The organism is Marinobacter sp. G11, from assembly GCF_021282325.1.
Lineage (GTDB): Bacteria > Pseudomonadota > Gammaproteobacteria > Pseudomonadales > Oleiphilaceae > Marinobacter > Marinobacter vinifirmus.
The window spans coordinates 1-24,413 of record NZ_JAJSPB010000019.1 but is presented as its reverse complement, the minus strand read 5'-3'; the positions used below and the strand labels follow the sequence as shown (position 1 = coordinate 24,413).

Below are 24,413 nucleotides of genomic sequence, written 5' to 3'. Positions count from 1 at the left end.
AATCACCCCACTTTTGCGTCCACTCGGTTTTCAAAGCGGACCTTTCTGGACGTTCAGTTAAGCTCAAGCTCTTTTAAACAAAAGCGAACATTCGAGTAGGGGCTTTTCTTCACAGACTCCATGCCAACCAAAGCCATTTCATCCAGTATAAATGGCAGAGTAAATTGCCGACGCTGAACGATTCCATGGCAGAGGTGTCTGTGCTCGGTTGGGCTATTGATTTCTCAATTCATCTGCAAGCTCCCGAGATCAGGTACTCACAGCAATACACATAAGGGATGGTTACAGATTATTTTCTGTATTAGAGCGCAAGCAATAAAAGGCCGGTGCAAATAATTGCAGAGCCTATAAGGCGCCTGCCCGTGTTCGATTTTTCACCAAACCAGTAAATGGACGTTAGCGTTGCGAGCACAATTCCCGTATTCGAATAGGCAACGACTTCCGCCGACGGTAAGAAGCGCATAGCATGGATAACCAATGCATAGGCCAGTCCGATGCACAGCCCACCAATCACGATGATCGGAACCGGCAGTCTTTGTGGCGGCGTCCAACGACCCGTCTGCCGTCGCAATGCCAAAGTCAGCACCAGAAAGGCAACACTGTATCCCACCGATACAAACCCGATGATTGCGGCGAACCCGGGCAATTGGCTGGTCGCCAGTTTATCGGAAATGGAATAGACACTGGTACACACCATCGCCACAAGCGCCCAGGGAATCGCCGCTTTCTCGCCGTGCCCGGGTTGGCTGCCCGCCAGAATCATCAGCCCGGCGACGCTGACCAGAATGCCCAGCCAGCCCATCGGGCCGGGCGATTCGCCGGTCAGTATCAGCCACCACAGGGCAATCAGAATCGGGGAGCTTCGCACCAGCGGGTACACCATGGCCACTGGCGCGTGTTTGTAGGATTTCCACAAACCAAAAAAATACAGGGCGTTTGCGCTGGCGGATATGGCCATCAACCCCAGAAAAGCGGTTGACCAGGCATTGGCCTGATACAGTGCATAGAACCCCCAGGGGGCCAGCAGTAACAGGTGCGCCAGCAATGCCCACCACAGCGGCCAGGCGGCGCCGGGCTGATGCCTGGCGATCAGGTTCCAGAGCACGTGCATCAGTACCGATGCAGCCAGCGCGACGGTCGCGCTGATCATGCCGGGGAGTGGCTGATTGAGATATCGAAGCCCAGACCATCCGCTGCCGGCGTAACATTTCCCGGCAGAGCGCTGGCGTTGGCCATCAGCCAGCAGTCGGTCTCGTGGCCCAGATGGGTCAGCCAGCCCTGTTCTGCGCCGCTTTGCTCAATCATGGCCAGTGCAGCGGTGACATCGTTGTGGTTCTGCGGTGCTTTGCCCGAGACATCGGCGGGTGGGTGGCTGCAATCCACCGCTATGTGGCCCGGGCGCCATTGCCTGAGATAGTCGGCCGACTCCTCCGGCAGCCCAAGGGTATCTGTCAGATAAGCGAACCGGGCGCCGTTGCGGTGGGCGATGGCGTAGCCGAAGGTGAGTTTGGAGTGGTTCAGCGGCATAGGGGTCAGGCTGAACTCTCCCAGTTCCAACGCCTGAAACGCGCTCAGATCGGAGATGTCCAGAATGCCGGGGTGCTTGAACAGATCGGTGAAGCCATCGGGATCTGGTGGCCCATAAACCGGTATTGACTCGCCTTTGCCCCAGCGCAGGTGCAGCAATCCCTGAACGTGGTCCGGATGGTAGTGGGTCAGCACAATGGCACTGAGCTCACCCGGCTCGAAGCGATCGTGCAGGTCCATCAGGCCGGCATCCAGCAGTATTTTGTGGTTGCTGTCTTCAATCAGTGCCGAGCAGGGCCTGCGAACGTGCCTGTGGTTAGTCTTTGCCCGCTGGCAGGCGGGGCAGGTGCAGCCAAAACGGGGCACACCGCCGGCGCCGCCGGTGCCAAGAAAGGTTACGCGCACGCGCCCTGCCTCCTGTGCTGGTTGATGATGGCCAGCAATCGCTGGCTGGCGGCCTCTGGTGAGTGGGTGTTGTCTACCCGCAGGCAGCCTTTCTCCGCATCCAGGTCGAACTGGCTGTTGCGGTTCAGCCGCAGCTCAATGTCTTGCAGTGTTTCGCGCCCACGCCGCGCCAGCCTTTCTTTGAGCACTTCCGGGGACACCTCGATCAGCACCGGGCACAGTTCCGGATAATTCTGCAACGCGGTCTTCAGATAGCCCCTTGAGCCGTTCATCACAACGGTCAGGCCCTTGGCCAGCCATTGATTGATCTCGATACCAATGCCGTAATGGCAGCCGTGGCTGGCCCAGCTCATGGCGAATAGCCCGGCACGCTGGCGCGCCAGAAACTCCTCTTCCGTCAGGGCAACATGGTTCTCACCACCGGCTGAGGCCGGTCGGGTGATGTAGCGGTGGGCAAAACAGACACCAGAGTCCTGCCCCAGCTGTTGCCGGGCCAGGTCGATCAGCGTGTCCTTGCCACTGCCCGAGGGACCAATAAGGTAGATCAGCGTGCCTGCCATCTCAGTACCTCCTGGCCACCGGACCATACCTGGCGTGCCTGCGCCAGCAGTCCGGTGCCTGCTATGGCAATCAGATCCGCCCGCTTGCCTGGGGCAATGATGCCACGGTCTTCAAGCCCTGCGGCTCTGGCCGGATTGCGAGTAACCAGGGCAAAGGCCTGAGGCAGCGAGATGTGGCCGTCTTCCACAAGTCGCAGCACCGACGGTAACAGCGCCGCCGGTGAATAATCGCTGCACAGGCAATCGGCTACCCCTTCTTTAACCGCATCCAGTGCCTTCATATTGCCAGACTGGGATGCATTGCGCAGGATGTTGGGTGCGCCAAACAGGGTGGACAGGCCGTTATCCCGGGCTGCGACTGCTGTTTCAAGGTTGACCGGGAATTCCGAGATACGGGCACCCAGGCCTTTCAGTACAGCCACTTTCTCTGCGCTGTCATCATCGTGGCTGGCCAGCGGAACCTTGTGTTGGCGTGCCTGGCCGGCAAGTTGTTCCATGCGGGCCATGGCACCGCGGGCAGCGGCACGTTTCTGGTCCAGAATGGCATCCACGTCATCCGCGGATGTCTTGTAGGTTTTGGCCAGGTAATTCCGATAGGCCTCTACATCCCGGAACTGGCCCTGACCGGGGCTGTGATCCATAAAGGACAACATCTGCAGGGCGCCCTCTGCCAGCAAGGCGTTCAGGATGTCCGGGGCGCTTTCATCGGTCACTTCGTAACGGGCATGCACCCGGTTGTCCACCATCCCGATTTCCCGGTGTCGGGCCATGGCCCGGGCCAGGTCGGCGGCCACCGCGTTGTTGCGAACGCCCAGTTCGTGGTTGGCAAACGACAGGGCGTGGTAAACGGTGGTGATGCCTGCCACGGCGTTGCGCTTGTCCGCCAGGGCGGCGGCCAGCTCGAACGGAAAATGCACGTTGGGCCGGGGCTCGGCCTCTTTTTCCAGGGCATCGCAGTGCAGGTCGATCAGGCCCGGTGCCAGCAGGCAGCCCTGAAGGTCCACTTGTTCTGCACCCTGGGTGTCCGCTGGCCCGATGGCGGCAATGGTGCCGTTTTCGATCAACAGGTCGGCCCGCTCTTCGACAGTGTCTTCCAGAACCATCCGGGCGTTGGTGAGTAATTGGCGTTTCATGATTGCATGGCCTCCGGAGCGCGGGTTGAATGTGTCAGGCTTTGGGGTGGAGCCAGCCGGTATTCGGCATCGGCCAGGGCAGTGACCAGTTCCGGGTCGTGGAAAATGGCGACCATGGCAACGCCGGCCTGCTTGAATTCCCGCAGCAGGTCGATCACCTGCCCGGTCGTGGCTTTGTCCAGGCTGGCCGTGGGCTCGTCCAGCAGGAGCAGGCGTGGTTTGGCAATGAGGCCCCGGGCCAGATTGACCCGCTGCTTCTCGCCGCCGGAGAAGGTGGCCGGTGGCAAGCGCCACAGGCGCTCCGGCACGTTCAGGCGCCGGAGCAGTTCACGGGCCTGTGCTACGGCGTCGGCAAGCGCCATGCCCCGCAGGATCAGTGGTTCTGCCACCACTTCTTCCGCCGGACGGCGGGGTACGCAGTGCAGAAACTGGGTCACAAAACCCAGTTCGCTGCGGCGCAGTTGCAGCATGTCCTGTTCGCTGATCCGGGCCAGGTCGACCACCTCGCCATTGACTTTGCGAAAACTGATGGTGCCCTCACTGGGCAGATAGGTGCGGTAGATGCACTTCAGTACCGACGATTTACCGGCGCCGGTAGGGCCGGTCAGCGCTGCCAGCTGGCCGGGAAAGGCGAGCATGTTGACGCCCGAACAGGACGGAACGATTTCGTTCTGTTCGTGCAGGCTGAACTGTTTGGCCAGGCCCTTTACGTCGAGAATGGGGACGTCGAGAATGGGTGTTTCAGAAATGGCTGTCATGGGGTTTTGCCTCACAAGGTGGATGCTACCAGTTGCTGGGTGTAGGCCTGCTGCGGATCTTCCAGTATCTGGTCCGTCAGCCCGGATTCGATCACCCGGCCGTATTTCATCACCAGGGTGCGGCTGGCCAGCAGGCGGATCACGCCCAGGTCGTGGGTGACCACGATCATGGCGGTGTCCAGTTCGTGCTGGATTTCCAGAATCAGGTCGAGAATCCGTGCCTGCACTGACAGGTCCAGTCCGGTGGTCACTTCATCCAGGTACAGCAGCGGTGGCCGCGTTGCCAGGGCCTTGGCAATCTGAACCCGCTGTTGCATGCCACCGGAGAACTGCTTGGGCGACTCGTCCATACGGCTGACCATGACATCAGTGCGGGTAAGCAGTTCGCCTGCCCGGCGGCGGATGTCGCCGTAATGGTTAAGGTCGTTCATCAGCAACCGCTCGGCAATGTTGCCACCGGCGGAGATGCCGAAATTCAGACCCAGATTGGGATTCTGGTACACCATGCCGAAGCGGTGATTGCGCAACCAGCGCTGTTCCGCGCCGTTGAGGTTGAACAGTTCGTGGTTCTGGTCGTCGTCCCGGAAGATGGCGCTGCCCCGTGTGGGCGCCTGGTCGAAATACAGGGTTTTCACCACTGTGGACTTGCCGCTTCCGGATTCCCCCATGATGCCGAGAATCTCCCCCGGCTGGAGGCTGAAGCTGACATTGGCGGCCGCGACGACCGAGCCGCAGGCGGGGCACACGTTGGTGTCGTGCTCCGGGCCGGTCATGTCCAGACAGGATGGGCATTCGGTGCCGTGGATGCGGGTCAGGCCCTTTACTTCAAGAATCGGCTTCATTGGGTCACCTCCCCGGCGTCTGTTCTGGCTGACTGTCGGTTGCAGTAATCGGTGTCGGAGCATTGCCAGGCTTTGCTGCCGTCTTCCAGGTTGAGCTCGTCCAGGAAGCTGTTGGTGCTGCCGCAGCGGGCACAGGCCCTGCGCTGGCCGTCAGCGGTGTCAAAGCTCTCGGTGCGGAATGGCACGTCATCAAACACCAGGGGATCGGCGTTGGTGTAGGGTGGCACCGCATAGATTTTCTTCTCCCGGCCAGCGCCAAACAGCAACAGCGCTTTGGACTGGTGCAGCCTGGGTACGTCATAACGGGGGATCGGGCTGGGGTCGATCACGTAATGGCCGTTGATCCGCGTGGGATAACGGTGGGAAATGGTGATCTCATCGAACTTCACCAGGTCTTCGTAAAGCTTGGTCAGCAGGCGCGCGTAATCCCCTTCACCGTGCATGATTTTTCGCTTGGCTTCGGACGGTTCCACAATCACCAACGGATCGGGATAGGGCACCTGTAAGTTCAGAACCTGGTCTTCCCGCAGGGCAATCTCCGGCACCCGGTGGCGGGTCTGGATCAGAGTCGCTCCGGTGGTGCTCTCGGTGGTGGATACCTCCGGGCAGGTCAGCTCCGCAAACTTGCGCAGATTGACGGCGTTGACGGAATCGTCCGAGCCCTGGTCGATCACTTTCAGGGTGTCATCCGGGCCGATCATGGACAGGGTCAGCTGTAAACCACCGGTGCCAAAGCCCCGGCCCATGGGCATTTCCCGGGAGGCATAAGGCGTCTGGTAGCCGGGAATGCTGATGGCCTTGAGAATCACCCGGCGGATCTCCCGCTTGGCGAACTCATCCAGAAAGCCAAAGCCGTAGCTATCCTGGCTGTCGGGCAGTTGGTAATTAGGATTCATGGCTTTCCTCCTGCGGTGTTTCGCCGCGTTCTCCGTGCTTTTCCCGGGTAGAGCGCAACCGGTCCATGTCGGACTGGAAGGTGACGTAGTGGGGCATCTTGTAGTGGTTGGCAAAGCCCATGGAGTCCACACCGTCGATGTGCATCAGCACGAACTCCGGGTCTTCGGAGGGGTTTTCCGGTCCGTCCCGCATGCCTTTCTGCAGAGCCCGGTCCAGGATCGCCATGCTGATGGCCTTGGTTTCGTTGTGGCCGAAGCAGGCTCCGTAGCCCAGGGTGAACTCGGGGGCCGCGCCTTTGGCGGATTCGGTGTCGTCCGGCTCGTACATGGCAATGACTTCGCATTCGGTCATCAGCACTTCACCGGCCTCTGTCAGTTCGCCGGTCACTGGATGGGGCAACATCACCGGCAGGTAACCGACCCGCAATTCGGCCACGGTGGGGTGAATGTCGCCGTAGCCGCGCATGTTGGAATAGGCAATGGCCAGCATGGAGCCGGTTTCTGCCCGCGCCATGGTGGCCAGTGCCGCTGACCGGCTGACCGGGAAAATCAGCGGGTCCCGGGTGATGTCGAACGCGGGATTTCGGTGCTCCGCTTTGGGCGGTAGCAGGCGCTCTGAGCGCAGCGCGTCCAGCACTTTTGGGAAGCTGTCGGGAAGCGCCTCCTCCGGCGCGTTTTTCAGAAACGTGGATGCCATTTTCCGGAACGGCTCCGGGGATTCCTCGGCCAGTTCAAACCGCATCAGGCGCAGGGCGTAATCGTGGGTTGGCCCCAGCATCTGGCCACCGGGAATGTCCTTGAAGGCACTGGAAATCCGCCGGATCAGCCGCATGTTGCCGGTGTCCTGGGGCGGGGTTTCCAGCAGTCTGGGTTTGGTGGACCGGTAGGCCCGTAACGCAAAACCGGCTTCCAGGGTGTCGCCCTGCATCTGTTTGATAGCCAGGGCGGCAAGCTGGGGATGATAGAGCCCGCCTTCGGACATGATCCGTGAAGTCAGCAGGCGCAGTTGATGCTCAATAGCGTTCAGGGACAGAGGCTCGGAACCCGACCCACCGGCTCGGAGCGCTTCCAGGGCTTCAGCGGCCCCGTCGATGGCTTTTTCGCCCCCTTTGATTGCAACGTAACCCATCAGTTGGCTCCTCCGCTGATTTGGGTGGTGCGCGGCAAGGCCACCACCTGAGTGTTGTCCACCAGAATCAGGTCAACACCCATGGGAAAATTCCGGTTCCAGTGGCCTCTTTTAATCAGCCATTCGTTGTGCAGGCCGCGAACCGCAAGAGACTGTGTGCCGTCGATGCCGGGACCCCGCAGCGTAAGCGGGAATGCTGTGCTGTCGTTTACGCTGGCGACGCGGATAATCAGGGTTGCGCCCTGCTCTGGCTCGGCCAGACTGCCCAGGGCTGGCTCCAGGGTGGGGGCGCGGCTACCGTCAGCAATAATAAATCCGGCGTTTTCGACGCTCGCATCGCCGATTCCAAGCCGCCGGATATCCTCCGGTTGAATCAGTTGGTCCGGGTCTGCCAGGGTTACTTCGTTGTCGCACAGCACGGCCGCAATACAGGTGGGGCCGGTGGCATCAACGCAGGGTGGAAGTTGCTGGGGCCGCCCCGGAAAGGAAAAAGCGGTCATCAGGGCCCGGAAGGCCCGTTGCTGAAAAAGCGGGCTCCAGGCGCTGTCATGCTGCAGGGCTGTATTTGGATTATTCATCATCGTCCTCACTTCCATCGCCCAGCAGGGAGAAGTCCACCCGGGTCGAGGTCAGAATGGCGTTGCGGCCGGCTTCGGTTTCCTGAAGCGCGACCCTGCCGGTTTCCAGTAAGCTGAGCGCCTGCTCGTGGTGGGGCAGCCGGGCGGCCAGTGTGGCATCCAGAACCGCCAGTGCCCGGGCCAGTGAACGCCGGTCATCCAGAAGACGGGCACCGCCCTCGGCGCGGGTTCCGTCCGGGGCAGTCACTTCCACATGGGCTTGGCTGACCGGCACTTCGCCGAGAAAATACAGATCGTTCAGGGCGGAATCCGGCAGTTTCAGCAGGCCAAGGCCGCTCTGGGGCAGGGTGACATCCCTGACGTCGCAGTGCCCGGCGACTTCAGCCGCCAGAGTTTCGGCCTTCTCGGCGGGAACCGCAGACCAGTATCGAAGCCACTGGCTGCGGGGCGGAGGCCAGCTTGCCTCGGTTACGTGAGTGTTCATGAGCAGTGCTCCTTATTGTTCAGATGTCTATACATGTTTGTTTTGAAATAAAAATAACCCATGCTCAGATCATCCGGGACCGTATGCGTGCTGAAAGCTGGTCTAGCAGAAAAACGAACAGGAAGATGGCAATCAGAATGGTCATGACATGGCCGTAGTCGTACATGTCGAAGCGGCCTTTCAGCTCCTGGCCAATACCGCCGGCGCCTACCAGGCCCACCACCGTGGCCATTCGCAGGTTCCGGTCCAGAATGTAGGCGGTATAGGCCACATACTGGGGCAGTACTTGAGGCATGACTGCGTAAAGGACGGTCTTGATCTTGCCGGCGCCAATGGCTTCCAGCGCTTCCTGAGGCTGCTTGTCAGCATTCTCGATGTCTTCAGCGTAGAACTTGCCCAGAAAACCGGCGGCATGAAGACCCAGGGCGAGCACCCCGGCAATGGGGCCGAAGCCATAAGCCAGCACCAGAAACAGGGCTACGATCAGCTCAGGCACCGAGCGCAAAAGGCTGATAAAGCCGCGGGCCAGGGTGTAGGTGACACGGTTGGGTGAGTAATTACTGGCGGCAAACCAGGCCAGGGGAATGGACAGGCTGACGGCCAGAAGCGTGCCCCAGAGTGCAATTTCCAGGGTCTCTATCATTTTGCCAAACACGGTTTTCACGTAGCCCAAGGGGTCGTAAAGCACTTCCGTGGTTTCGGTTGCGCTCTCCAGTTGCAGAGTGTCCTCATTGAGGCGTTGGGTGGTGGTTTCCTGGCTTTCCACGCGGGCGAACAGGGGCAGTTCGTCGGCGTTAAAATCGTTCATCCGGGCCACTTCTTCAGATGTCGCCATCTGTGGCGGCCACATGGAATCGGCCACCTTGCTAAGGCCGCGCACCACCTGGGATTCGTCGTTCAGGCCCACCAGGTTGCCAACGGCCTGGGTGGTCATGGAGACCATGCGGTCCATTTCGGTCCGGTGGCCGGTGACCAGAAGCAGCGCCAGAATCAGAATGGCGATTACAAGATGTTTCAGCCGGAACGGCTGATCCAGATGCCAGTGCAAACGGGTACCCTGGGGTGGCACGGGAATGGGTCGGGTGTTCATCACATACCTCCCGCCGCTTCGAGTTGCGGGGTGTCTTCCCGGGCCTGCGTCGGCTCGCCATCGCCCCAGTCGGCGTTCTGGTAGAGCCTGCCAAGGCGCTGGTCGTCGAATTCTTCCGGCGCGCCGTCAAAGACAACTTCGCCACTGCGCATACCGACAATCCGGTCGCCGAATTCACGGGCCAGATCCACCTGGTGCAGGCTGCAGATGACGGTAGCATTAAGCTCCCGGGCTGCGTCTTTCAGCAGGGTGAGAATATCCCGTGAAATCTGGGGGTCCAGGCTGGCCACGGGCTCATCGGCAAGCACCACTTTCGGGTCCAGCATGAAGGCTCTTGCGATACCCACCCGTTGTTGCTGGCCCCCGGAGAGTTCGCCGGCCCGACGGTGAAGGTGTTCGGGCTTGAGTCCCACCCGTTCAAGATAGTGGCAGGCTTTCTCGCGCTGCTCCGGATGAAACCACCCGCACAGTGCCCGCGCCAGGGACACTTCAGGCAAAGCACCGGAAAGCACATTGGCAGCGACACTGGCGCGGGTTGCCAGGTTGAAATGCTGGTGGATCATGGCCACCCGTTTGCGCAGTTCTCGCTCGCTCGTTTGTGTCAACTCAAGCCCATCAACCTGCACCTTCCCTGCTGTCGGTTTCATCAACCCGTTGACTGCTCGTAACAGCGTGGATTTGCCAGCGCCGGATGGGCCAAGAATGACGCAGAACTGCCCTTGTGGCACCTCCAGGTCAACGCTGTTCAGGGCACGGGTGCCGTCTGCCCAGGTTTTTTCGATCGCACTGAGCTTGACCATGGATGTTGGTGTCTGGCTCATGATTTTCTCCTGTTGACTGCCCGCCTGATGGGGCGGGCAGATATCCGTCCGTTCAGCGCTTGTTGCCGGCAGCAAGAATGGACTGTTTAACGTCACGGTTAACGGCGTTCAGCATGTCGCCGACTTCCGCCATGGTTTCTTCGCTGACATCGCTGGTGTAACGGTCCACCTGCTTGCCGCCATAGCCGCGAATCTGCTCGGGTTTGATGCCGGACATGGTATGAACGGTATTAAACGCATCCTGCAGGCGGGTCTTTATGCTGGCACCGACCTCCGGGTGGATGGCCAGCGGCGGGTAGGGCAGGGGTGCGCTTTTCGCAACCACCTTGATGTCGTTGCCGTCGATGACGCCTGCGTTCAGTGCTTTTTCGTAGGAATCGAATGACGCGCCGCCAACATCCACAAGCCCCTGAGACAGGGCAGACAACACGTTGGCATGGCTGCCAGCAATGATGACTTTGGCGGTATCCCTGGCCGGGTCAATGCCTGCACGCAGCATCATGGCCACCGGAATATTGAAGCTGGAGGTAGAGTGGATGTCGCCCAGGGCAATGCGCTTGCCGCGGATGTCGGCAATACTGTCGACACCGCTGTCTTTGCGGGCAAAAATACCGGAGTAATAGACGGATTCGCCTTTTCTGACCGCCATGGCCAGGAGGTTGGCGCAGCCTCGTTCGTGGGCCTGCAGATAACTGACCGGGCCAAACCAGGCAATTTCGGCAGAGCCATTGCACATGGCTTCAACAACGGCGCCGTAGCTCTGGCCGACTTTCAGTTCAAAGTTCAGACCGGTGGCCTCTGATATGGCAGCGAAAATGGGTTCAAAGTCTTTCCGGGTACCGTCCTCAGTGCCACCATCGGTAGGAATCAGTACAACCCGTAGAGGCCGCTCGCTTGAACCATCGTTGGCGGCGGCCATAGCGGCGGCTGAACCGAGCATGGCAATGGCGGTGATTACGGACACCGCGTATTTGAGAAGAGAGTGCAGTTTCGGATACATTATCAAAGCTCCCGTGGGGTGTTGATTCAGGTGTTCGACCGTTAGCAGACAGTCATGGGTTGATGCACAGTTGGATCCGGTCTGCGCGAAACCGGGTAATCACGTACTCGAGCGGGGTCAGATCCTGCTCATGCACGTTGGTACTCTTTACCCGCAGCACGGGCTGGGTTCTGGGCATGGCCAGAAGGCCTGCGTCGTCGCCCTGCGGGAGCATCGCTGTTACCAGACTCTGGACACGCTTGAGTGAGTAGCCGTAGTGCTCCGCCAGGAAGCCGTGCAGCGAGCCACCTTCGTATTCATCCCGGACTTTCCCGAACCGGGCTTCCGGCAGGAAGTGCGAAATAACGCAGAAGGGCGAGCCATCCACGGTTCGCACGCTTTCAATCCAGATCACCGGTTCGCCCACCTCAATGGCCAGGCGCTCGGCCACCCGCTCGATCGCAGGCAGGACCTGTTTGCGAACAACACGCCCACCAGTGGACGCACCCATGGCCGTCAGGTTTTCGGTAAATCGGGTGTCGGAACTGAGGGGGTAATCGATCTGGTTATTGATCACGAATACACCGCGACCGTGCTGGCGCTCCAGAAGACCATCGGCAACCAGAAGATCAATGGCGCGCCGGAGTGTGTGACGATTAACGCCAAAACGATCCGCCATCTCGTTTTCCGAGGGCAGCATGTCGCCGGGGGCGTACTGGTTCAGAACATCACGTTCCAGGTGCCGGGCAATCTGGCGGTACAGTGCGTGGCCGGTTTCGCGTTGCAGGGTGTAGAGGCTCATGGGCATGTCTATACAAGTTGATTTGTAAGAGAGCCTAAAGGACTAATGTGACAAAGTTGTGATGGTTTAGTGACGAGACTGCCGGGACCGAATGAGCTTTACTGAAACTTAAATTCCATCAATGTGGCTTGCCGGATTTGGGGAATGCCTACCGGGCGAATTTTTCGGACATTGGGAACAAGATTGGACTTACCCCCTTACGAACGACACACCCGAGCCTCAAACAGGGGCTTTGCGACTCGGATCTGAATGTCCGCTTTGCGACCTCAGCGTGCTTAATCTCCCGGAATCTCGGCGACAAAAAAGGTCCGCTTCTTATCAAAAAACGGACGTAGCCTCGATTTCAATTGAGGGCTCTGCCCTCTCGCCGCAAGCGGCGATTCGCCCGAGGTATTTAAGGACCAGCGATTTTATCGCCGGATTCTGGCGCACGGCGCTCTCTCCGATACCGATAGCGTTGGCGACTTCGCCACGGTTTAGCTGGCCCCGAAAGACGATTTGCTTTAAATCGTCATCGGTTTTCGTAGCGGCCCAACGCTGAAAGGCAACAAGGTTTTCGCGAGCTTTTTCTTGTCCGTTAGTCATTCCCGATACTCAACGCTTTTTCAAGGGCATCCACAAAACCGTTTCTGAGGACAACCTTGCCGTTTTGGTCCTTGATGCTGCCGCGTTCTGTTTTAGTCCAGCCCTTTAATTTAAGGGACTCCTCAGAGATGGCGTCTCTCAATGCATCAATCTCGTGACTCAACAGGCTCGGTAACCTCGATTCAGATTTGTCTTCAGCACCCGCTCGGTAGTCAATTTCCAATTTCTTGATCGATGCAAACCTTTTATTTTCGGCCCTCAATTTACGGACCTTCGAAATCAGGTCGAGTATGAGGAAGCGGTGAGTTTTATTGCTTACCTCATCAACCCAATCGTACTCGCCCGAGGGCGTGGTCTGTGCTTTGATCGCTTTCTTTTTCTGGTCTCCAAGCGCCTGCCAAGCCTCAATGACCGCTCTATAATGTTCTCCGGTTTTGTTTCGGATGGTCTGCTCGCTAGGAGCGCCACGACTGGCCCCAAGCTTCGCAATCGTTGAGATTCTGAAATCAACCGAGCCTGACTCATGATGTTCCTTGCAAACGGCGTGAAGGGCCTCCAGGGACTTCCTGGAACGAGAATTTTTCAGTTGGCCCAGTATGGCCTCGTAGACTTCGTTCGGTTCACTCATTGCAGCTCTCGATTTCTAGCGGGAATTTCAAAGACCCGTTCATGGCTGACTCGATCTCTTGGCGCACATCACCTAGCTGTAGTGGTTCGGCGAGATCTTCCAAGGTGATTTGCCCATTGATCAACTGGTCAGCGACGTGCCAGTTATTCTGTGTCACTTGCATAATCAGCCGGACGACCTGATTGGCAGCTTTGAGCTGCTGATCCTCGGTCAACCGAAATATCGCGGGTGCAATCCCATTGGTGTCCGCCAATTTGTCGAGCATCTGACTGAGCAGGGGGCGTGCTCTGGAGGCACTGGCGCTCTCGTAAATCTCAGCGTTGGCACAGACCTCAGCGAGCAACCGAAATTCGCTGCTTTGCTCCTCCAAATGCATCTCCATTTCCACGTAATTGCCGCTGACGATCAGCTGGTGCTGGCCTGTCTCGGAGGTCTTCAGCAGTTCGGTAGATTGAGAAATCAGGCGGTATAAGTGCTGGAGATCCGTGAGAAGCATGTCGAGCTTTTTGGCTTTTTCCTCATACGCCGAGGTGATCTTTTTCAGCGTTCGCTCTTTACCAAAAAACTGTCCCGAAGACTCGGCATCGTACCGCTCGTCATCGAGCGTCTGCCTTTTTTCTTCGAGTTCGTGGTATTCATTGCGGGTGACATTGATTTCCAGAATGATTTCGTTGGCAATGGCCGACAAACCGCCCAGAAACGCCGGGCCGGTAATGAAGAAGCGGCACTGGGGACAATTTCGAGTCCCAAGGTAGCCATTGGGCACGGGCGCGTACTGTGCTTCAACCTTCCGCTCAACCAGTGCCATGCCACCTTCGTCACACTTGTTGCCGCTCATGGGGCAGATTCCGAAACTCATAAGTTGGAAGGCTCCAGAGGGCCAATTAGGTGTCAGACACTGATCCATGATGCTTCGGTCTGTGGCGATTAATTCCGGACGCGCCTCTTCGATTTTCTTCTGGAGGATGAGGTCTTCGTAACGATAATGACTCTGCTCAAGTGCCCGTTTTTCAGCCGCCGCCATCTCCAGCCGCATTTTGCTGGCTCCTACCTTTGTGTAGTAAATCGTCATCACCAGAGAGGAATGACCAACCAGCTTTGAAATCACGGCTATGGGCGCTCTGCCGTCGACAATGTAGGCAGTGATAAGGCTGACGCGGAGAGCATGAGGTGTAAATTGGCTCTTGTAATCCACGCTGCTCTTTTTTTCGATTTTCTCAGCGAGGTCCGCGCCTGGCCTCTGACTATGGAACAACAGAGCAGGCAGGGTTCGTGTAAACGCGGTTGTCGTACGCATGGGCGACGCCTTCTCATCACAGGCGTGTGAGGCCGGGTCGCGGAACAGGAACGATTGTTTACCGCGCCTTTTGAGGATGTCTTTGTGTATCCTTTGCTGCGGGTTGATTTGCGTCCACAGTGTCAGTTCTTCGATTGGGTTGTATTTGGATTGCCACTCCCGAAGCTGGATAATCCAATACGCCAGATCTTCCGGCATGAACGGAATATCGTAGCCGCCCAATTTCTTTCCGGTTTTGTTCGTCGTGATGTAGGCGCTCAACTCACCGTCATTGTTCCCTTTCTGAATAAAGCCCTTATTCCGCTTTCGGGTCGCAAGCGGACTTGGATTTTCGATCCAGTGAACCTTCCCATCACGCCATAACGGAACGAATTCATCTCCCTCTCCGCTGTCGAGCCAACAGATTTGCTGTCCTCGCAACGGAATGGATAGCAATGTGTAGTTTGCGACAATTTTTACGGGCGACCATAACTCGTGCATCTCTTCAAAATAGCGCTTGCGACCTCGCTTCCGCTCTTTTTTGACCACTCGATAAATGCAGTTTGGGTCATTGTCATCAATTAACTGTGGATCAACCCCGAACCAGCAGTCTTCGAGGAAGGGATGCAATTGATAGAGATCGCGAAACGACGTCGCCTCTAGCGGAATCAGATGCTGCTTGGCTCGTACAATGGCATCCATGGGCAATGGAGGCTTGTCTGATTCACTGCGCTTGTAACTGGGTAACTGATCTAACAAACCCTTGAGAACGGTTCTAAGAGGATTGCGGTAGCCGGGCAGAACTATCAACTCACCGTTCTCGTCCTCGTCAGAGCAATAAGTCTCCAAAATCCACTCGAAAAAAGCGGAACAGGCGTTATGCCGTGGTTTTTTTACAGTATCTGCGGTGACATTTATGAAGTTTTCGTACGCTCGCTCATCAAACGGGATATCCCTTGACAGCATGGCTCCCGGGTCGTCAACCAAGCCCAGCTTGTCCACGTAAAATCTAAGGAGTGCTCTCAAATGTGAGTATTTGTTGGATTGGCCTGTACCAGCCTCTACATAACACTGAATGGCTTTCCAAAACTCGGGGTATTTGCTGGTCAGTTCTCGATTAATGGCGTTTTCGTTGCCCAGGAAGTGAGGCCAAGATATCCAATGTTCGGAATAAGTTTTATTCGGCTGCGATGGCAACTTCGGGTCTTTTTCGTAGCCCCTGAAGTATTCCGCACCTGTTTTTAACCCCAAGCATTGAGCGGCTTCGGACGCCTCGGCGAGCGTCGCGTACCTCTTAACGGGGCGCTCAATGCCAAGGTAGCTGTACCAATCATCCCAATCTTCGGCATAGAAGTCGAAGGGACTTACTGTCAGCTTCGGGTCTTGTTTGTAGCCCTCGTAGAATTCCTTCTGTGTTTTGAATCCCAAGCGCTGGGCTGCTTCGGACGCCTCGGCGAGCGTCGCGTACTTTTCTTTGGGACGCTCATTGCCAAGAAAACTGTACCAATCAGCCCAATTTCTGCGATACATTCCGTCGGGATGGCGTGGCAGCTTCGGGTCTTGTTTGTAGCCCTTAAAGTATTCTGTGGACGTTTTGAATCCCAAGCGCTGAGCGGCTTCGGACGCCTCGGCGAGCGTTGCGTACTTCCCATCGGGGCGTCCAGTGCCAAGGAAGTTGTACCAACTACTCCAATCTTCGGCATAAAAGTCGTTGGGAGAACCTGGCAGCTTCGGGTCTTTTTGGTAGTCCTCATAGTATTCCGCCTGTGTTTTTAACCCCAAGCGTTGAGCGGCTTCGGACGCCTCGGCGACAGTGGCGTGCTTCTCACTGGGGCGTTCAGTGCCAAGGAAGCTATACCAATCATCCCAATCTTCGGCATAGAAAACAGAGGGTTGTGATGGCAGCTTCGGGTCTTTTTGGTAGTCCTCATAGTATTCCTGCTGCGTTTTGAACCCCAGGCGCTGAGCGGCTTCGGACGCCTCGGCAAGCGCCGCGTACCTCTCGGGGCGCTCAACGCCAAGAAAGCTATACCAATCATCCCACTCTCCGGCATAACTTCGTTGGGGATTCGATGGCAACTTCGGGTCTTTTTGGTAGCCCTCATGGTATTCGGTGCGTGTTTTGAAGCCCAATCGCTGAGCGACTTCGGACGCCTCGGCGAGCGTCACGTATTTTTCTCTAGGGCGCTCATTGCGAAGGAAGTTGGGCCAATCAGCCCAATCTTCGGCATAGTGTTTGTCGGGAGCTGCTGGCAGCTTCAGGTCTTTTTTGTAGCCCTTGTTGTATTCATCTCTTATTTCGAATCCCAAGCGTTGAGCGGCCTCGGACGCCTCGGCGACAGTGGCGTACTTCTCACCGGGGTGTTCAGTGCCAAGGAAGCTATACCAATCATCCCAATCTCCGGCATAGAGTTGGTTGGGATTTGCTGGCAGCTTCGGATCTTGTTTGTAGCCCTTCTTGTATTCCGGCTGCGTTTTGAATTCCAAGCGCTGAGCGGCTTCTGAGGCTTCGGCGAGCGTGGCGTACTTAGTTGCCATGAGTGAGTCCTTTCTTGATTGGAGAAATTAAGCCGTGCTCGGGCGACAATCTGCTCAAATGCGCACGCATCTGCTTATCAGTGAGTTCGGTGTTGTTAATGGCCAATTAAAATGACCCACTACTGGCCATTAATTTTGACCCACCTCCGAGTGGCCGTCAGGCCACAGAACCAGCTACTGTCCCCAGCTTTTATCGATGGCCGGGGGCATGTCAGTGAAGGAGTGGGTTGTGATACACAAGATCAAGGCACTGCACGATAACGGCAAAGGGTTGTCGATCCGCGCCATCAGTCAGGAACTGGGGTTGTCCCGCAATACCGTTCGCAAGTATCTGCGGATGGATGAGAACGCGATTTCGGAACAGATAGAAGATCCCTCACGCACCAAGCGCCTCGATGATCACCGGGATTATCTGATCCATCTTCTCAAAGAATTCCCCAAGCTCAGCGCCGTCAAAATTGCCCGCAAGCTGCAAGCGAAGGTTGGTGAGTTGCCAGCTTCGGATCGTTCCATTCGCCGCTATGTGCGAACGCTCAAGGGGGAAGTGGCCTCAGCCCAGATGCGCTATTACGAACCCATTCTGGACGATGTGCCGGGTGTTCAGTGTCAGGTGGACCCGGGTGAGTTGCGCGGCGTGCTGATTGGTGGCGAAGAGCGCACGCTGCACTTCGTGGTGTTCGTGCTGTCCTACTCGCGGTTGATGTACGTGGGTCTGGCCTTCCGCCCACTGGATACCCAGACCTTTATCCAACTCCATAACGAAGCCCTGCGTTACTTCGGTGGCCTGCCGGAGGAATGCGTCTACGATCAGACCAAGCTGGTGGTCATCAACGAACAGTACCGGGAGCTGACCCTCAACCAACGGTTCCACGAGTATGCCACCACGGCCGGGTTCCGGATCCATGCCTGCGAAGGTTATGACCCGGAGAGCAAGGGCAAGGTGGAAGCTGGCGTGAAGTACGTCAAGCAGGATTGCCTTTACGGTGAGGTCTTCCGGGACCAGGAGCACGTGCGCCAGCACGTGCAGGACTGGCTTGAGAGCGTAGCCAATGTCCGCATCCACGGCACCACCGGAGAGCCACCCCGGGAACGCTTCGAACGGGATGAGCGAGAACACCTGGAGGCTTACCTGTCACCAGCTTGCGTGCAATCTGTGGCCCACGAGACACGTCGAGCCGACAAGACCGGCCTGATCGCCTGGAAGGCCAACAAGTACTCTGTGCCCATGGCCTGGCAACAGGCCCGGGTGGGCGTTCTGGAGTCCGGCGGCCAACTCCACATCAGCGACCTGAACACAGGGGAAGTCATTGCCAGCCATGCTCTGTGTGCCGATAAAGGCAAGGTGATCAAGAACACCCACCACTACCGGGATCATGCCCAGCGGGTGGCCGCCCTTGAGGGTAAGATCAACGACCTGATCGGCAGTGACATCGGGCCACGGTTGTGCCAACAGCTCAAGCGTTCCGAGCCCAAGATCTACAAGGACCAGCTGGTGGCTGCCCGTGACCTGCTCAAGCGCCATGCGCCCGTGGATCCGGCATTAATTACGACGCTGGCAGAGCGTCCCGGCATGACCGCGACACGGCTGCAAAGTTATCTGGAAGCAGCCCAGGCCGCCGTTCTCCGGGAGCGACAGCCGGAACCGCTATCGGAACCAAAAGAAACACTGGATCTGAGCGCTTACCGCCATATTGGCCGCTCCAGTGGCCAGGGGGTGACCCATGAGCCAGCTTGAACAGACCGAGGCCCGTTACCGCAGCCTGCGCCTGAGCGCGGCCGCCGACGAACTGACCAACCTGCTGGCCGAGGCTGAAGCCAACGAGATGTCCTATCTCAGCTTCGCGGACCGGCTTGCCGAGCACGAACTGACCCAGCGCCAGGACAAACGCATCCGCCGGAACCGGAAAATGGCTGCGTTCCCAGCGGAGAAGCGCCTGGAGGGCTTCGACTACCGGCACCAGACCACCATTACCAAACGCCAGGTCAATGCCTTGCTGGACTTCCAGTTCATCGACGAGCGAAACAACCTGGTGTTCATCGGCCCGCCCGGTGTAGGCAAGACCCACCTGGCCATCGGCATTGGCCACAAAGCTGTGGAGGCCGGCTACCGGGTACTGTTCCGCAACGCTCTCGATCTGGTGGAAGAACTAGAGCTGGCCGAGATGAAGGGTGAGTTGAAAAAGCGGGTCAGCCAACTGGCCAAGTACGACCTGCTGATCATTGATGAACTGGGCTATCTACCGATGACCCGGCAGGCCCGATACAACCTGTTCCAGTTGATCAACAGCCTATACGAATACCGTTCAATCATCCTGACCACCAATAAGGACTTCACCAGCTGGGGCGAGTTCTTCCACGACGACAACGTGGCGGTGCCGATCATTGACCGGGTTATCCACCATTCACACATCTTTATGTTGGGAGGAGAAAGCTATCGGCTAAAGCAGAAGACAACAAGCTAGACTATGAAAGGTGGGTCAATTTTATTGGCCAAAGGTGGGTCAAAATAAATGGCCATTGACAGGTGTAGACCTGCTGACTTTCTATCGATTTATGGTGTAGGGCGTTTTTAATGATCAGAGAATCAGCGTTTGCATCAGCCAGAGCTTGCCCATACGAGTGTCGGTGGGCGTGTGCTGTCGTTCCCGCTTCTTTTGAAAACGGTAAACCAATTCTCTCAACGGCTCTTTTAAGCGATTGGTTATAGCCTTTGATTGAGTGCGGAGCGCCTGATTGCGTCGTGAATGCAAACGGATGTTTACCGCCATCGGGGTATCGCTGGTAGGTCAGGTAAAGCCGCCAAAGGTCGTTAAAGGTTTCACCAGCACTTCTTGGAAACCACCAAACCTGAAGAAAGTGGCGACTTTCATTGTCCTCTTTGGGCGCTTTCCAACCTGCATGCAGCGTATGGGATTTCGAATATTCAAATCGCGGTTGCATCCCATACTTGTTGAGCAACTCTTCGCGCCTGCTGGGGCCGTTTGGACGGGGCCGCCCTTTATCGGGATGAAAAATTTTGACCAGTGCGGTTCCGTCCTCCCACGGCACGACATCTTCTACCCAAAGGTGAAAGCACTCGCTGAGCCTGAGTCCGCCGTAATGCATCAGCATGGTAATGAGCACATTCTTCAGGTCCAGGCGCTCATAAACTACGTCGCTCGTTTCAAAGCCATATCGCGTAAGGCCATTCCACAAGAGGTCGTCAATTCGTCCAGGAGGAAAGCTTTTCTTACCCTCATTGCCGTTAGAACGCGACACCGTCCTGGGCATAACCTTCCGGAAATAAGCAGGGGCTGGTTTGTTAGCCCAAAGGTGGGAAAGAAAAGCCCGCCGTTTCTTTTGGTAGAAGGCTGCGAGGCCCATCCACTCCTCGTAACGAGTCGGTTTCACCGTTGGGTTTATCTGAAGCTTTTTCTCTTCATACTGCTCAGAGAGCCAGTCTGTGTATTGTGTTATCAGGCTGATTAGAAAGTTCGCGTCCTTATCCTCGCGTGGTTTCCACCGCAGCCAACTCGGATCGCTACCGTCCTCGCCAATCGTTCCGGTGTAGAGGCTGTTTGAAAACTCCTGAAACAGTTGGTGAGGAGTTTCAAAGCAGTCTTTATTCTGATTCGTGTAATCGATGAGGAGTCGAACCGCAAACGCGCTCCTGTCTTTCCAGCTCCGAGATTTGTATCGATGAACGATCAAATAATCCAAATAACTTTTCAGCAAACCATCTTGGGTGACGATCACCGGAAGACTTATCTTCGTCCCCGTGTTGTCTACTTTGATATTTGCCTCTATACAGACGCTGTTCAGCACGCAATTTCCAATTGGTAAAATAGTATGTTCGTAATTCCACTATATATGCATGTATGCTCAAGAAAAACCAGATTTCGATTTCTGGCATAGGTTTTTGATGCTTTTTAGGATATTTTTTCTATTCCACTAAGCAGCAAACAAGATCGCGGGCCAGATGAATGGTTGCCGCCGTCAGGCCGGTGTGGATATGTGGCAAGATTTGTGCGGGTCGTGAAAAAATATGAGCTATCTCCTACACCCGATGAAAAGGCGTGGGCGACAAGGTTTCTACAAGGCTGCCGGTAGGATTTCAAGCGGGCAAAGACTCAATATGTGCGGACGTTTTGTGTTCCATACACCCCTAAATCTCATTGCCAGGCGATATTGGGATTACCAAATGGCTACCGGGAATATGGTGGCCCGTTACAACATTGCTCCAGGTACCCAGATTGCGAGCATTCGACAGACTCCATCTGGGGAGCCTCGTTTTGACTATGCCTGGTGGGGATTTCGACCTTCCTGGGCCGATAAGAAGGCGCCAGCGCCTATCAATGCTCGCATCGAGTCAATCAAAACGTCCCGCTACTTCCAAGAAGCTTTCAACCACCAACGCTGCGTTATTCCGGCCAATGGCTGGTATGAATGGAAGCGATTGGAGAATGGCCAGAAACAACCCTATTACATCACGTGCCCAGATCTTGAAAGAGGTGAAGCGCTATTCTTTGCTGGCCTCTATACGCCAACAGGGGAGGGTACTTCCCTTCGGGTGGCAATCATCACTGAGCCAGCAACTAAGAAGATTCATCACATACACGACCGACAGCCAACGCTTGTCCATCCAGGCTCCTTGAGTCAGTGGCTCGACCCCGCCCAAACGGCTGATGAACTGAGGGGGAAAATAAGGAGGACCTCAGGGGATAGCCTGGCTTACTGGCTGGTCTCAACAGACGTTAACCGGTCTAGTCCTGATAACAATGGGAGTTCTCTGATCGACCCACTCTGATAGCAGAGCTTCACTCAACAAAATTGGGGCAAATGTGGTCTGCGGAGACCGAGCCAGTAATCTTTTTAAAACAAACGTGTGGCAGGTGATGGAATAGTTTGATGGGCGGATGCTCTGGTGGGACCGATGTGGTGGAGGCGGCTATCTCGCTGGCGAGATAGCCGCTTTGCCAGAGCGGTTGGTAAGGCCGCCATGAGCCACACAGATTGCGCAGAACAATCCTAATCCACTTAACCTTTGAAACCAAATTTAATCGTAAGCATTTCGCATTGGGAAGCCCAGGGCGTTGTTCAGCATGATTGTTGGTGATTTTTCTGAAGCATGGCTTTTAGTTTGTCATAGGATCGGGGAGCCATAACTCTGCACTGGCAGAGCTTGGGCCAGTCGAGGCAATGGGGCCCAGCTAGGACCAGCTAGGACCAGCTAGGACCAGCTAGGACCAGCTAGGACCAGCTAGGACCAGCTAGGACCAGCTAGGACCAGCTAGGACCAGTGAGGACCAGTGAGGACCAGGGTGGACCAGGGTGGACCACACCTGTGGATAACTTTTATATTCATCGATTGAACCGAGTGATCGGTGCGACAGTCTTTAACTGCTTCTTTTAGATCGGAGAACGGCTTCAGGTAGGTGGCTGAGTGAAATGGAAATGATTGTCGCGGGGTCTGGAGTGGTATCGCGTGGCGGGCCTGCGGCCCTTGCTTCCGGCCGTAGGCCTCCCTTCACGACTAGGCGGAGCCTAGTCGCTCAGTTATCGACTCAGCCATTGGCTTCGTCTCAATTCTGTGCTGGAACCAAAGCGCAATGGTTGTGGTCGTTGATTACTGTCGAGTATTGGCGTCTGCGGATACTTCTTCCGCTAAATTAGGTATTAGTTTTGGCGCGCGCGGCGCTGCCGGTGAGATTTGAGCAACGAGCGCATCCCGTTCCAGTTCCGCATTGCGTTCTCGTTCAAGTGCGATCTGCTCTCTCAACTTATCGGAATCTTGCGCGTGGTTTTGATAGGTTTCTTTAAGTTCGCTGCGAAGATTTTGAATCTCGTTTCTCGACTCTAGTAGTTGAGCTCGTAAATCATCAAGCTGCGATTTCAGATCGAGAGCTTTTTCGTATTGTGCTCTGTATTTTTCCTCAGCGATTGCAGCCTCTCGTTCTGCATTTTGCTGGGAGGCTTTCGAGCTCTCCATTGTTTGTTGGAGTTCGTGTAGTTTGGTTTTAGTTTCTGAAGCATGAGCTTCGGCCTCCTTTTGGAAGGCGGCGAGTCTTTCGCTGAGGCTTTCGCATTTCAGCTGTGCAGTTGCTAGTTGGGTCCTGGTTTCTTCCGAGGCCGCATGTGTGTGGCTCAGTTGGACTTCGAGTCGTTTGATCTCATCGAGTCGAGCCGTGGCCATCGTTTTATATTCATCGCGCTCCCGTTCGAGAGCCTCGATGCTAGATGTCAGTTCTAATATCTGACCCTCAAACTCAAGGCCCTGTTCGACATGATCATCCATATCTGAGCGTGTAACAGTCAACTCAGCTCTGATGCTTGAAGTAGCTTCGTCTACCTGACGATCGATTTCTTCCGCGAAGGAATGAATAAGGGTCGGAGGGAGTTGGTAGTCGGTTACTACAGTCTGTCGGCGATTTTTTCTCCATGTTTGAAGATGCTTTTGAATCGTTGCGAAGCTCCCTGTTCCTAGCTTCGCCCTGACTGCTCGCATGCTGGGAACTTCTCCGGATGCTGCAATAGTGTCAGCGGCGGTGAACACTTCTAACTCCGTTAGACCTTTTGACATTTAAAATTCCCCATAACGTGATTGATCGATGCATCAACGCTGATACAAATCGGTATGCCTGGCCTGTCAGGCGATCATCTAAAAGTATACGGCCGGAAAATGGCCAATTTGGGGGGTGTACACGCTTGTACAGGATGTCCAGACAGGTTGGGGTGTCAGTCGAGATGAGGTTGGTTTATTCCATGAATGTGAGAGGCTGCAGTCTCGAGCTGCTACTGCTTGGAGCTCCGGGCAGTAGTGCGAAGGATGGATCCGGTGCGGTGATTAGGACTTCGATTCGGCGCCTACCCCATAACTTTAGCCTTCACCGTCTAGGCCCCTTTTTAAACAAAAGCGGACATTGCGCCGGAGGGGTCTCAGATGGCTTCGGGTGAGTTTGCCTGTTCTGGGCGGATCAACGACAAATGTCGCAAAAATTCGTCTATTTTCACCACCTGGGCTTGCAAGCCTATGAAAGTTAAGAAATAGTGGGTTTCATAAGATGCGGGATAAGCAATCAGATGCTCCGCCCAAATTGGACATTTTGCGTTTATGTGCCATTTGCTAACGGTGGATCGTACTCTAAGCTATCTGAAATAGAACGATAAAAAATATGGGTGACACTCTGTTTGGTGCGAATAAGCGCTCGGGGAATAGTTGTCATTTGTTGTTGAATTAGCCGTTATAACTTAGTGGGAAGGGAGTGGTGATATGGATTGCATATTCCGGCCCATCGTGACCGCCCATTCCGTTTGAACGTGACCGCCTGTTCCGGGTGATCGTGACCGCTCATTCCGTTTTATCGTGACCGATTTTGGACGTTTTTCCGGAATCGCTGGTCACG

Annotated in this window: 22 protein-coding genes; 3 read left to right on the top strand and 19 right to left on the bottom strand. The window is 56.1% G+C overall.

Annotated elements, in window-relative coordinates:
* Positions 1-301 precede the first annotated feature (301 nt).
* The 17 genes from LWH94_RS12605 to gmtZ form a co-directional block, all read right to left on the bottom strand.
* Positions 302-1,150 carry an EamA family transporter gene (locus LWH94_RS12605; RefSeq protein WP_232902432.1) on the bottom strand — a complete coding sequence of 283 codons (849 nt, stop codon included), beginning with the start codon at positions 1,148-1,150 and terminating at the stop codon, positions 302-304.
* Positions 1,147-1,932, bottom strand: a complete 786-nt coding sequence (phnP, locus tag LWH94_RS12600; RefSeq protein ID WP_232902431.1) for a phosphonate metabolism protein PhnP — start codon at positions 1,930-1,932, stop codon at positions 1,147-1,149. Before phnP ends, LWH94_RS12605 begins: the two co-directional genes overlap by 4 nt.
* Positions 1,923-2,492: a phosphonate metabolism protein/1,5-bisphosphokinase (PRPP-forming) PhnN gene (gene phnN, locus LWH94_RS12595; RefSeq protein WP_011783450.1), complete on the bottom strand. Its 570-nt coding sequence runs from the start codon at positions 2,490-2,492 to the stop codon at positions 1,923-1,925. The genes phnP and phnN overlap by 10 nt, the downstream gene beginning before the upstream one ends.
* Positions 2,477-3,625 carry an alpha-D-ribose 1-methylphosphonate 5-triphosphate diphosphatase gene (locus LWH94_RS12590; protein WP_011783451.1) on the bottom strand — a complete coding sequence of 383 codons (1,149 nt, stop codon included), beginning with the start codon at positions 3,623-3,625 and terminating at the stop codon, positions 2,477-2,479. Before LWH94_RS12590 ends, phnN begins: the two co-directional genes overlap by 16 nt.
* The gene (gene phnL / locus LWH94_RS12585) at positions 3,622-4,383 is read right to left on the bottom strand and encodes a phosphonate C-P lyase system protein PhnL (protein ID WP_011783452.1); all 762 of its coding nucleotides are present in this window, start codon (positions 4,381-4,383) and stop codon (positions 3,622-3,624) included. The genes LWH94_RS12590 and phnL overlap by 4 nt, the downstream gene beginning before the upstream one ends.
* Positions 4,384-4,394: 11 nt before the next feature.
* Positions 4,395-5,225: an ATP-binding cassette domain-containing protein gene (locus LWH94_RS12580; protein ID WP_011783453.1), complete on the bottom strand. Its 831-nt coding sequence runs from the start codon at positions 5,223-5,225 to the stop codon at positions 4,395-4,397.
* The gene (locus LWH94_RS12575) at positions 5,222-6,121 is read right to left on the bottom strand and encodes an alpha-D-ribose 1-methylphosphonate 5-phosphate C-P-lyase PhnJ (RefSeq protein ID WP_011783454.1); all 900 of its coding nucleotides are present in this window, start codon (positions 6,119-6,121) and stop codon (positions 5,222-5,224) included. The genes LWH94_RS12580 and LWH94_RS12575 overlap by 4 nt, the downstream gene beginning before the upstream one ends.
* Positions 6,111-7,250 carry a carbon-phosphorus lyase complex subunit PhnI gene (locus LWH94_RS12570; protein WP_011783455.1) on the bottom strand — a complete coding sequence of 380 codons (1,140 nt, stop codon included), beginning with the start codon at positions 7,248-7,250 and terminating at the stop codon, positions 6,111-6,113. The genes LWH94_RS12575 and LWH94_RS12570 overlap by 11 nt, the downstream gene beginning before the upstream one ends.
* A complete protein-coding gene (gene phnH / locus LWH94_RS12565) occupies positions 7,250-7,831 on the bottom strand; it encodes a phosphonate C-P lyase system protein PhnH (RefSeq protein WP_049756840.1) in 582 nt (193 codons plus the stop codon). Before phnH ends, LWH94_RS12570 begins: the two co-directional genes overlap by 1 nt.
* Positions 7,821-8,312 (bottom strand): phosphonate C-P lyase system protein PhnG, encoded by a 492-nt coding sequence (gene phnG, locus LWH94_RS12560; RefSeq protein WP_011783457.1) that lies wholly within the window; start codon positions 8,310-8,312, stop codon positions 7,821-7,823. The genes phnH and phnG overlap by 11 nt, the downstream gene beginning before the upstream one ends.
* Before the next feature lie 64 nt (positions 8,313-8,376).
* Positions 8,377-9,402, bottom strand: coding sequence for a phosphonate ABC transporter, permease protein PhnE (gene phnE, locus LWH94_RS12555; RefSeq protein WP_011783458.1), 1,026 nt, complete (start codon positions 9,400-9,402; stop codon positions 8,377-8,379).
* Complete coding sequence (gene phnC / locus LWH94_RS12550) at positions 9,402-10,223, bottom strand: phosphonate ABC transporter ATP-binding protein (RefSeq protein WP_011783459.1); 822 nt, start codon at positions 10,221-10,223, stop codon at positions 9,402-9,404. The genes phnE and phnC overlap by 1 nt, the downstream gene beginning before the upstream one ends.
* A 52-nt stretch (positions 10,224-10,275) precedes the next feature.
* Positions 10,276-11,223 (bottom strand): phosphate/phosphite/phosphonate ABC transporter substrate-binding protein, encoded by a 948-nt coding sequence (locus tag LWH94_RS12545; RefSeq protein ID WP_232902430.1) that lies wholly within the window; start codon positions 11,221-11,223, stop codon positions 10,276-10,278.
* 52 nt (positions 11,224-11,275) lie between these two features.
* Complete coding sequence (phnF, locus tag LWH94_RS12540) at positions 11,276-12,004, bottom strand: phosphonate metabolism transcriptional regulator PhnF (protein WP_232902429.1); 729 nt, start codon at positions 12,002-12,004, stop codon at positions 11,276-11,278.
* Between the two features lie 318 nt (positions 12,005-12,322).
* The gene (locus LWH94_RS12535) at positions 12,323-12,589 is read right to left on the bottom strand and encodes a hypothetical protein (RefSeq protein ID WP_011783462.1); all 267 of its coding nucleotides are present in this window, start codon (positions 12,587-12,589) and stop codon (positions 12,323-12,325) included.
* Complete coding sequence (gmtX, locus tag LWH94_RS12530) at positions 12,582-13,217, bottom strand: gamma-mobile-trio protein GmtX (RefSeq protein WP_011783463.1); 636 nt, start codon at positions 13,215-13,217, stop codon at positions 12,582-12,584. Before gmtX ends, LWH94_RS12535 begins: the two co-directional genes overlap by 8 nt.
* A complete protein-coding gene (gmtZ, locus tag LWH94_RS12525) occupies positions 13,210-17,031 on the bottom strand; it encodes a gamma-mobile-trio integrase GmtZ (protein WP_011783464.1) in 3,822 nt (1,273 codons plus the stop codon). The genes gmtX and gmtZ overlap by 8 nt, the downstream gene beginning before the upstream one ends.
* Before the next feature lie 229 nt (positions 17,032-17,260).
* On the opposite strand from gmtZ, the gene istA reads away from it, so the two are divergent.
* Positions 17,261-18,766, top strand: coding sequence for an IS21 family transposase (gene istA / locus LWH94_RS12520; RefSeq protein ID WP_023011525.1), 1,506 nt, complete (start codon positions 17,261-17,263; stop codon positions 18,764-18,766).
* Positions 18,753-19,493 carry an IS21-like element helper ATPase IstB gene (istB, locus tag LWH94_RS12515; RefSeq protein ID WP_011783606.1) on the top strand — a complete coding sequence of 247 codons (741 nt, stop codon included), beginning with the start codon at positions 18,753-18,755 and terminating at the stop codon, positions 19,491-19,493. The genes istA and istB overlap by 14 nt, the downstream gene beginning before the upstream one ends.
* A gap of 1 nt (position 19,494) precedes the next feature.
* On the opposite strand, the gene gmtY is transcribed toward istB, so the two are convergent.
* On the bottom strand, positions 19,495-20,835 hold the full coding sequence (gmtY, locus tag LWH94_RS12510; protein WP_232902428.1) for a gamma-mobile-trio recombinase GmtY: 1,341 nt from the start codon (positions 20,833-20,835) through the stop codon (positions 19,495-19,497).
* A 220-nt stretch (positions 20,836-21,055) separates the two neighbouring features.
* Here gmtY and LWH94_RS19615 point away from each other — a divergent pair, with 220 nt between their 5' ends.
* The gene (locus LWH94_RS19615; RefSeq protein ID WP_220269783.1) at positions 21,056-21,817 is read left to right on the top strand and encodes an SOS response-associated peptidase; all 762 of its coding nucleotides are present in this window, start codon (positions 21,056-21,058) and stop codon (positions 21,815-21,817) included.
* 819 nt (positions 21,818-22,636) lie between these two features.
* Here the strand turns inward: LWH94_RS19615 and LWH94_RS12505 are convergent.
* The gene (locus LWH94_RS12505; RefSeq protein ID WP_114435609.1) at positions 22,637-23,590 is read right to left on the bottom strand and encodes a DNA-binding protein; all 954 of its coding nucleotides are present in this window, start codon (positions 23,588-23,590) and stop codon (positions 22,637-22,639) included.
* Positions 23,591-24,413 lie beyond the last annotated feature (823 nt).

Coding starts and splice junctions, on each gene's coding strand:
- LWH94_RS12605 (WP_232902432.1), bottom strand. CDS start 1,150: ATGATCAGCGCGACCGTCGCGCTGGCTGCATCGGTACTGATGCACGTG.
- phnN (WP_011783450.1), bottom strand. CDS start 2,492: ATGGCAGGCACGCTGATCTACCTTATTGGTCCCTCGGGCAGTGGCAAG.
- LWH94_RS12590 (WP_011783451.1), bottom strand. CDS start 3,625: ATGAAACGCCAATTACTCACCAACGCCCGGATGGTTCTGGAAGACACT.
- phnL (WP_011783452.1), bottom strand. CDS start 4,383: ATGACAGCCATTTCTGAAACACCCATTCTCGACGTCCCCATTCTCGAC.
- LWH94_RS12580 (WP_011783453.1), bottom strand. CDS start 5,225: ATGAAGCCGATTCTTGAAGTAAAGGGCCTGACCCGCATCCACGGCACC.
- LWH94_RS12575 (WP_011783454.1), bottom strand. CDS start 6,121: ATGAATCCTAATTACCAACTGCCCGACAGCCAGGATAGCTACGGCTTT.
- LWH94_RS12570 (WP_011783455.1), bottom strand. CDS start 7,250: ATGGGTTACGTTGCAATCAAAGGGGGCGAAAAAGCCATCGACGGGGCC.
- phnH (WP_049756840.1), bottom strand. CDS start 7,831: ATGATGAATAATCCAAATACAGCCCTGCAGCATGACAGCGCCTGGAGC.
- phnG (WP_011783457.1), bottom strand. CDS start 8,312: ATGAACACTCACGTAACCGAGGCAAGCTGGCCTCCGCCCCGCAGCCAG.
- phnE (WP_011783458.1), bottom strand. CDS start 9,402: ATGAACACCCGACCCATTCCCGTGCCACCCCAGGGTACCCGTTTGCAC.
- phnC (WP_011783459.1), bottom strand. CDS start 10,223: ATGAGCCAGACACCAACATCCATGGTCAAGCTCAGTGCGATCGAAAAA.
- LWH94_RS12545 (WP_232902430.1), bottom strand. CDS start 11,223: ATGTATCCGAAACTGCACTCTCTTCTCAAATACGCGGTGTCCGTAATC.
- phnF (WP_232902429.1), bottom strand. CDS start 12,004: ATGAGCCTCTACACCCTGCAACGCGAAACCGGCCACGCACTGTACCGC.
- LWH94_RS12535 (WP_011783462.1), bottom strand. CDS start 12,589: ATGACTAACGGACAAGAAAAAGCTCGCGAAAACCTTGTTGCCTTTCAG.
- gmtX (WP_011783463.1), bottom strand. CDS start 13,217: ATGAGTGAACCGAACGAAGTCTACGAGGCCATACTGGGCCAACTGAAA.
- gmtZ (WP_011783464.1), bottom strand. CDS start 17,031: ATGGCAACTAAGTACGCCACGCTCGCCGAAGCCTCAGAAGCCGCTCAG.
- istB (WP_011783606.1), top strand. CDS start 18,753: ATGAGCCAGCTTGAACAGACCGAGGCCCGTTACCGCAGCCTGCGCCTG.
- LWH94_RS19615 (WP_220269783.1), top strand. CDS start 21,056: ATGAGCTATCTCCTACACCCGATGAAAAGGCGTGGGCGACAAGGTTTC.
- LWH94_RS12505 (WP_114435609.1), bottom strand. CDS start 23,590: ATGTCAAAAGGTCTAACGGAGTTAGAAGTGTTCACCGCCGCTGACACT.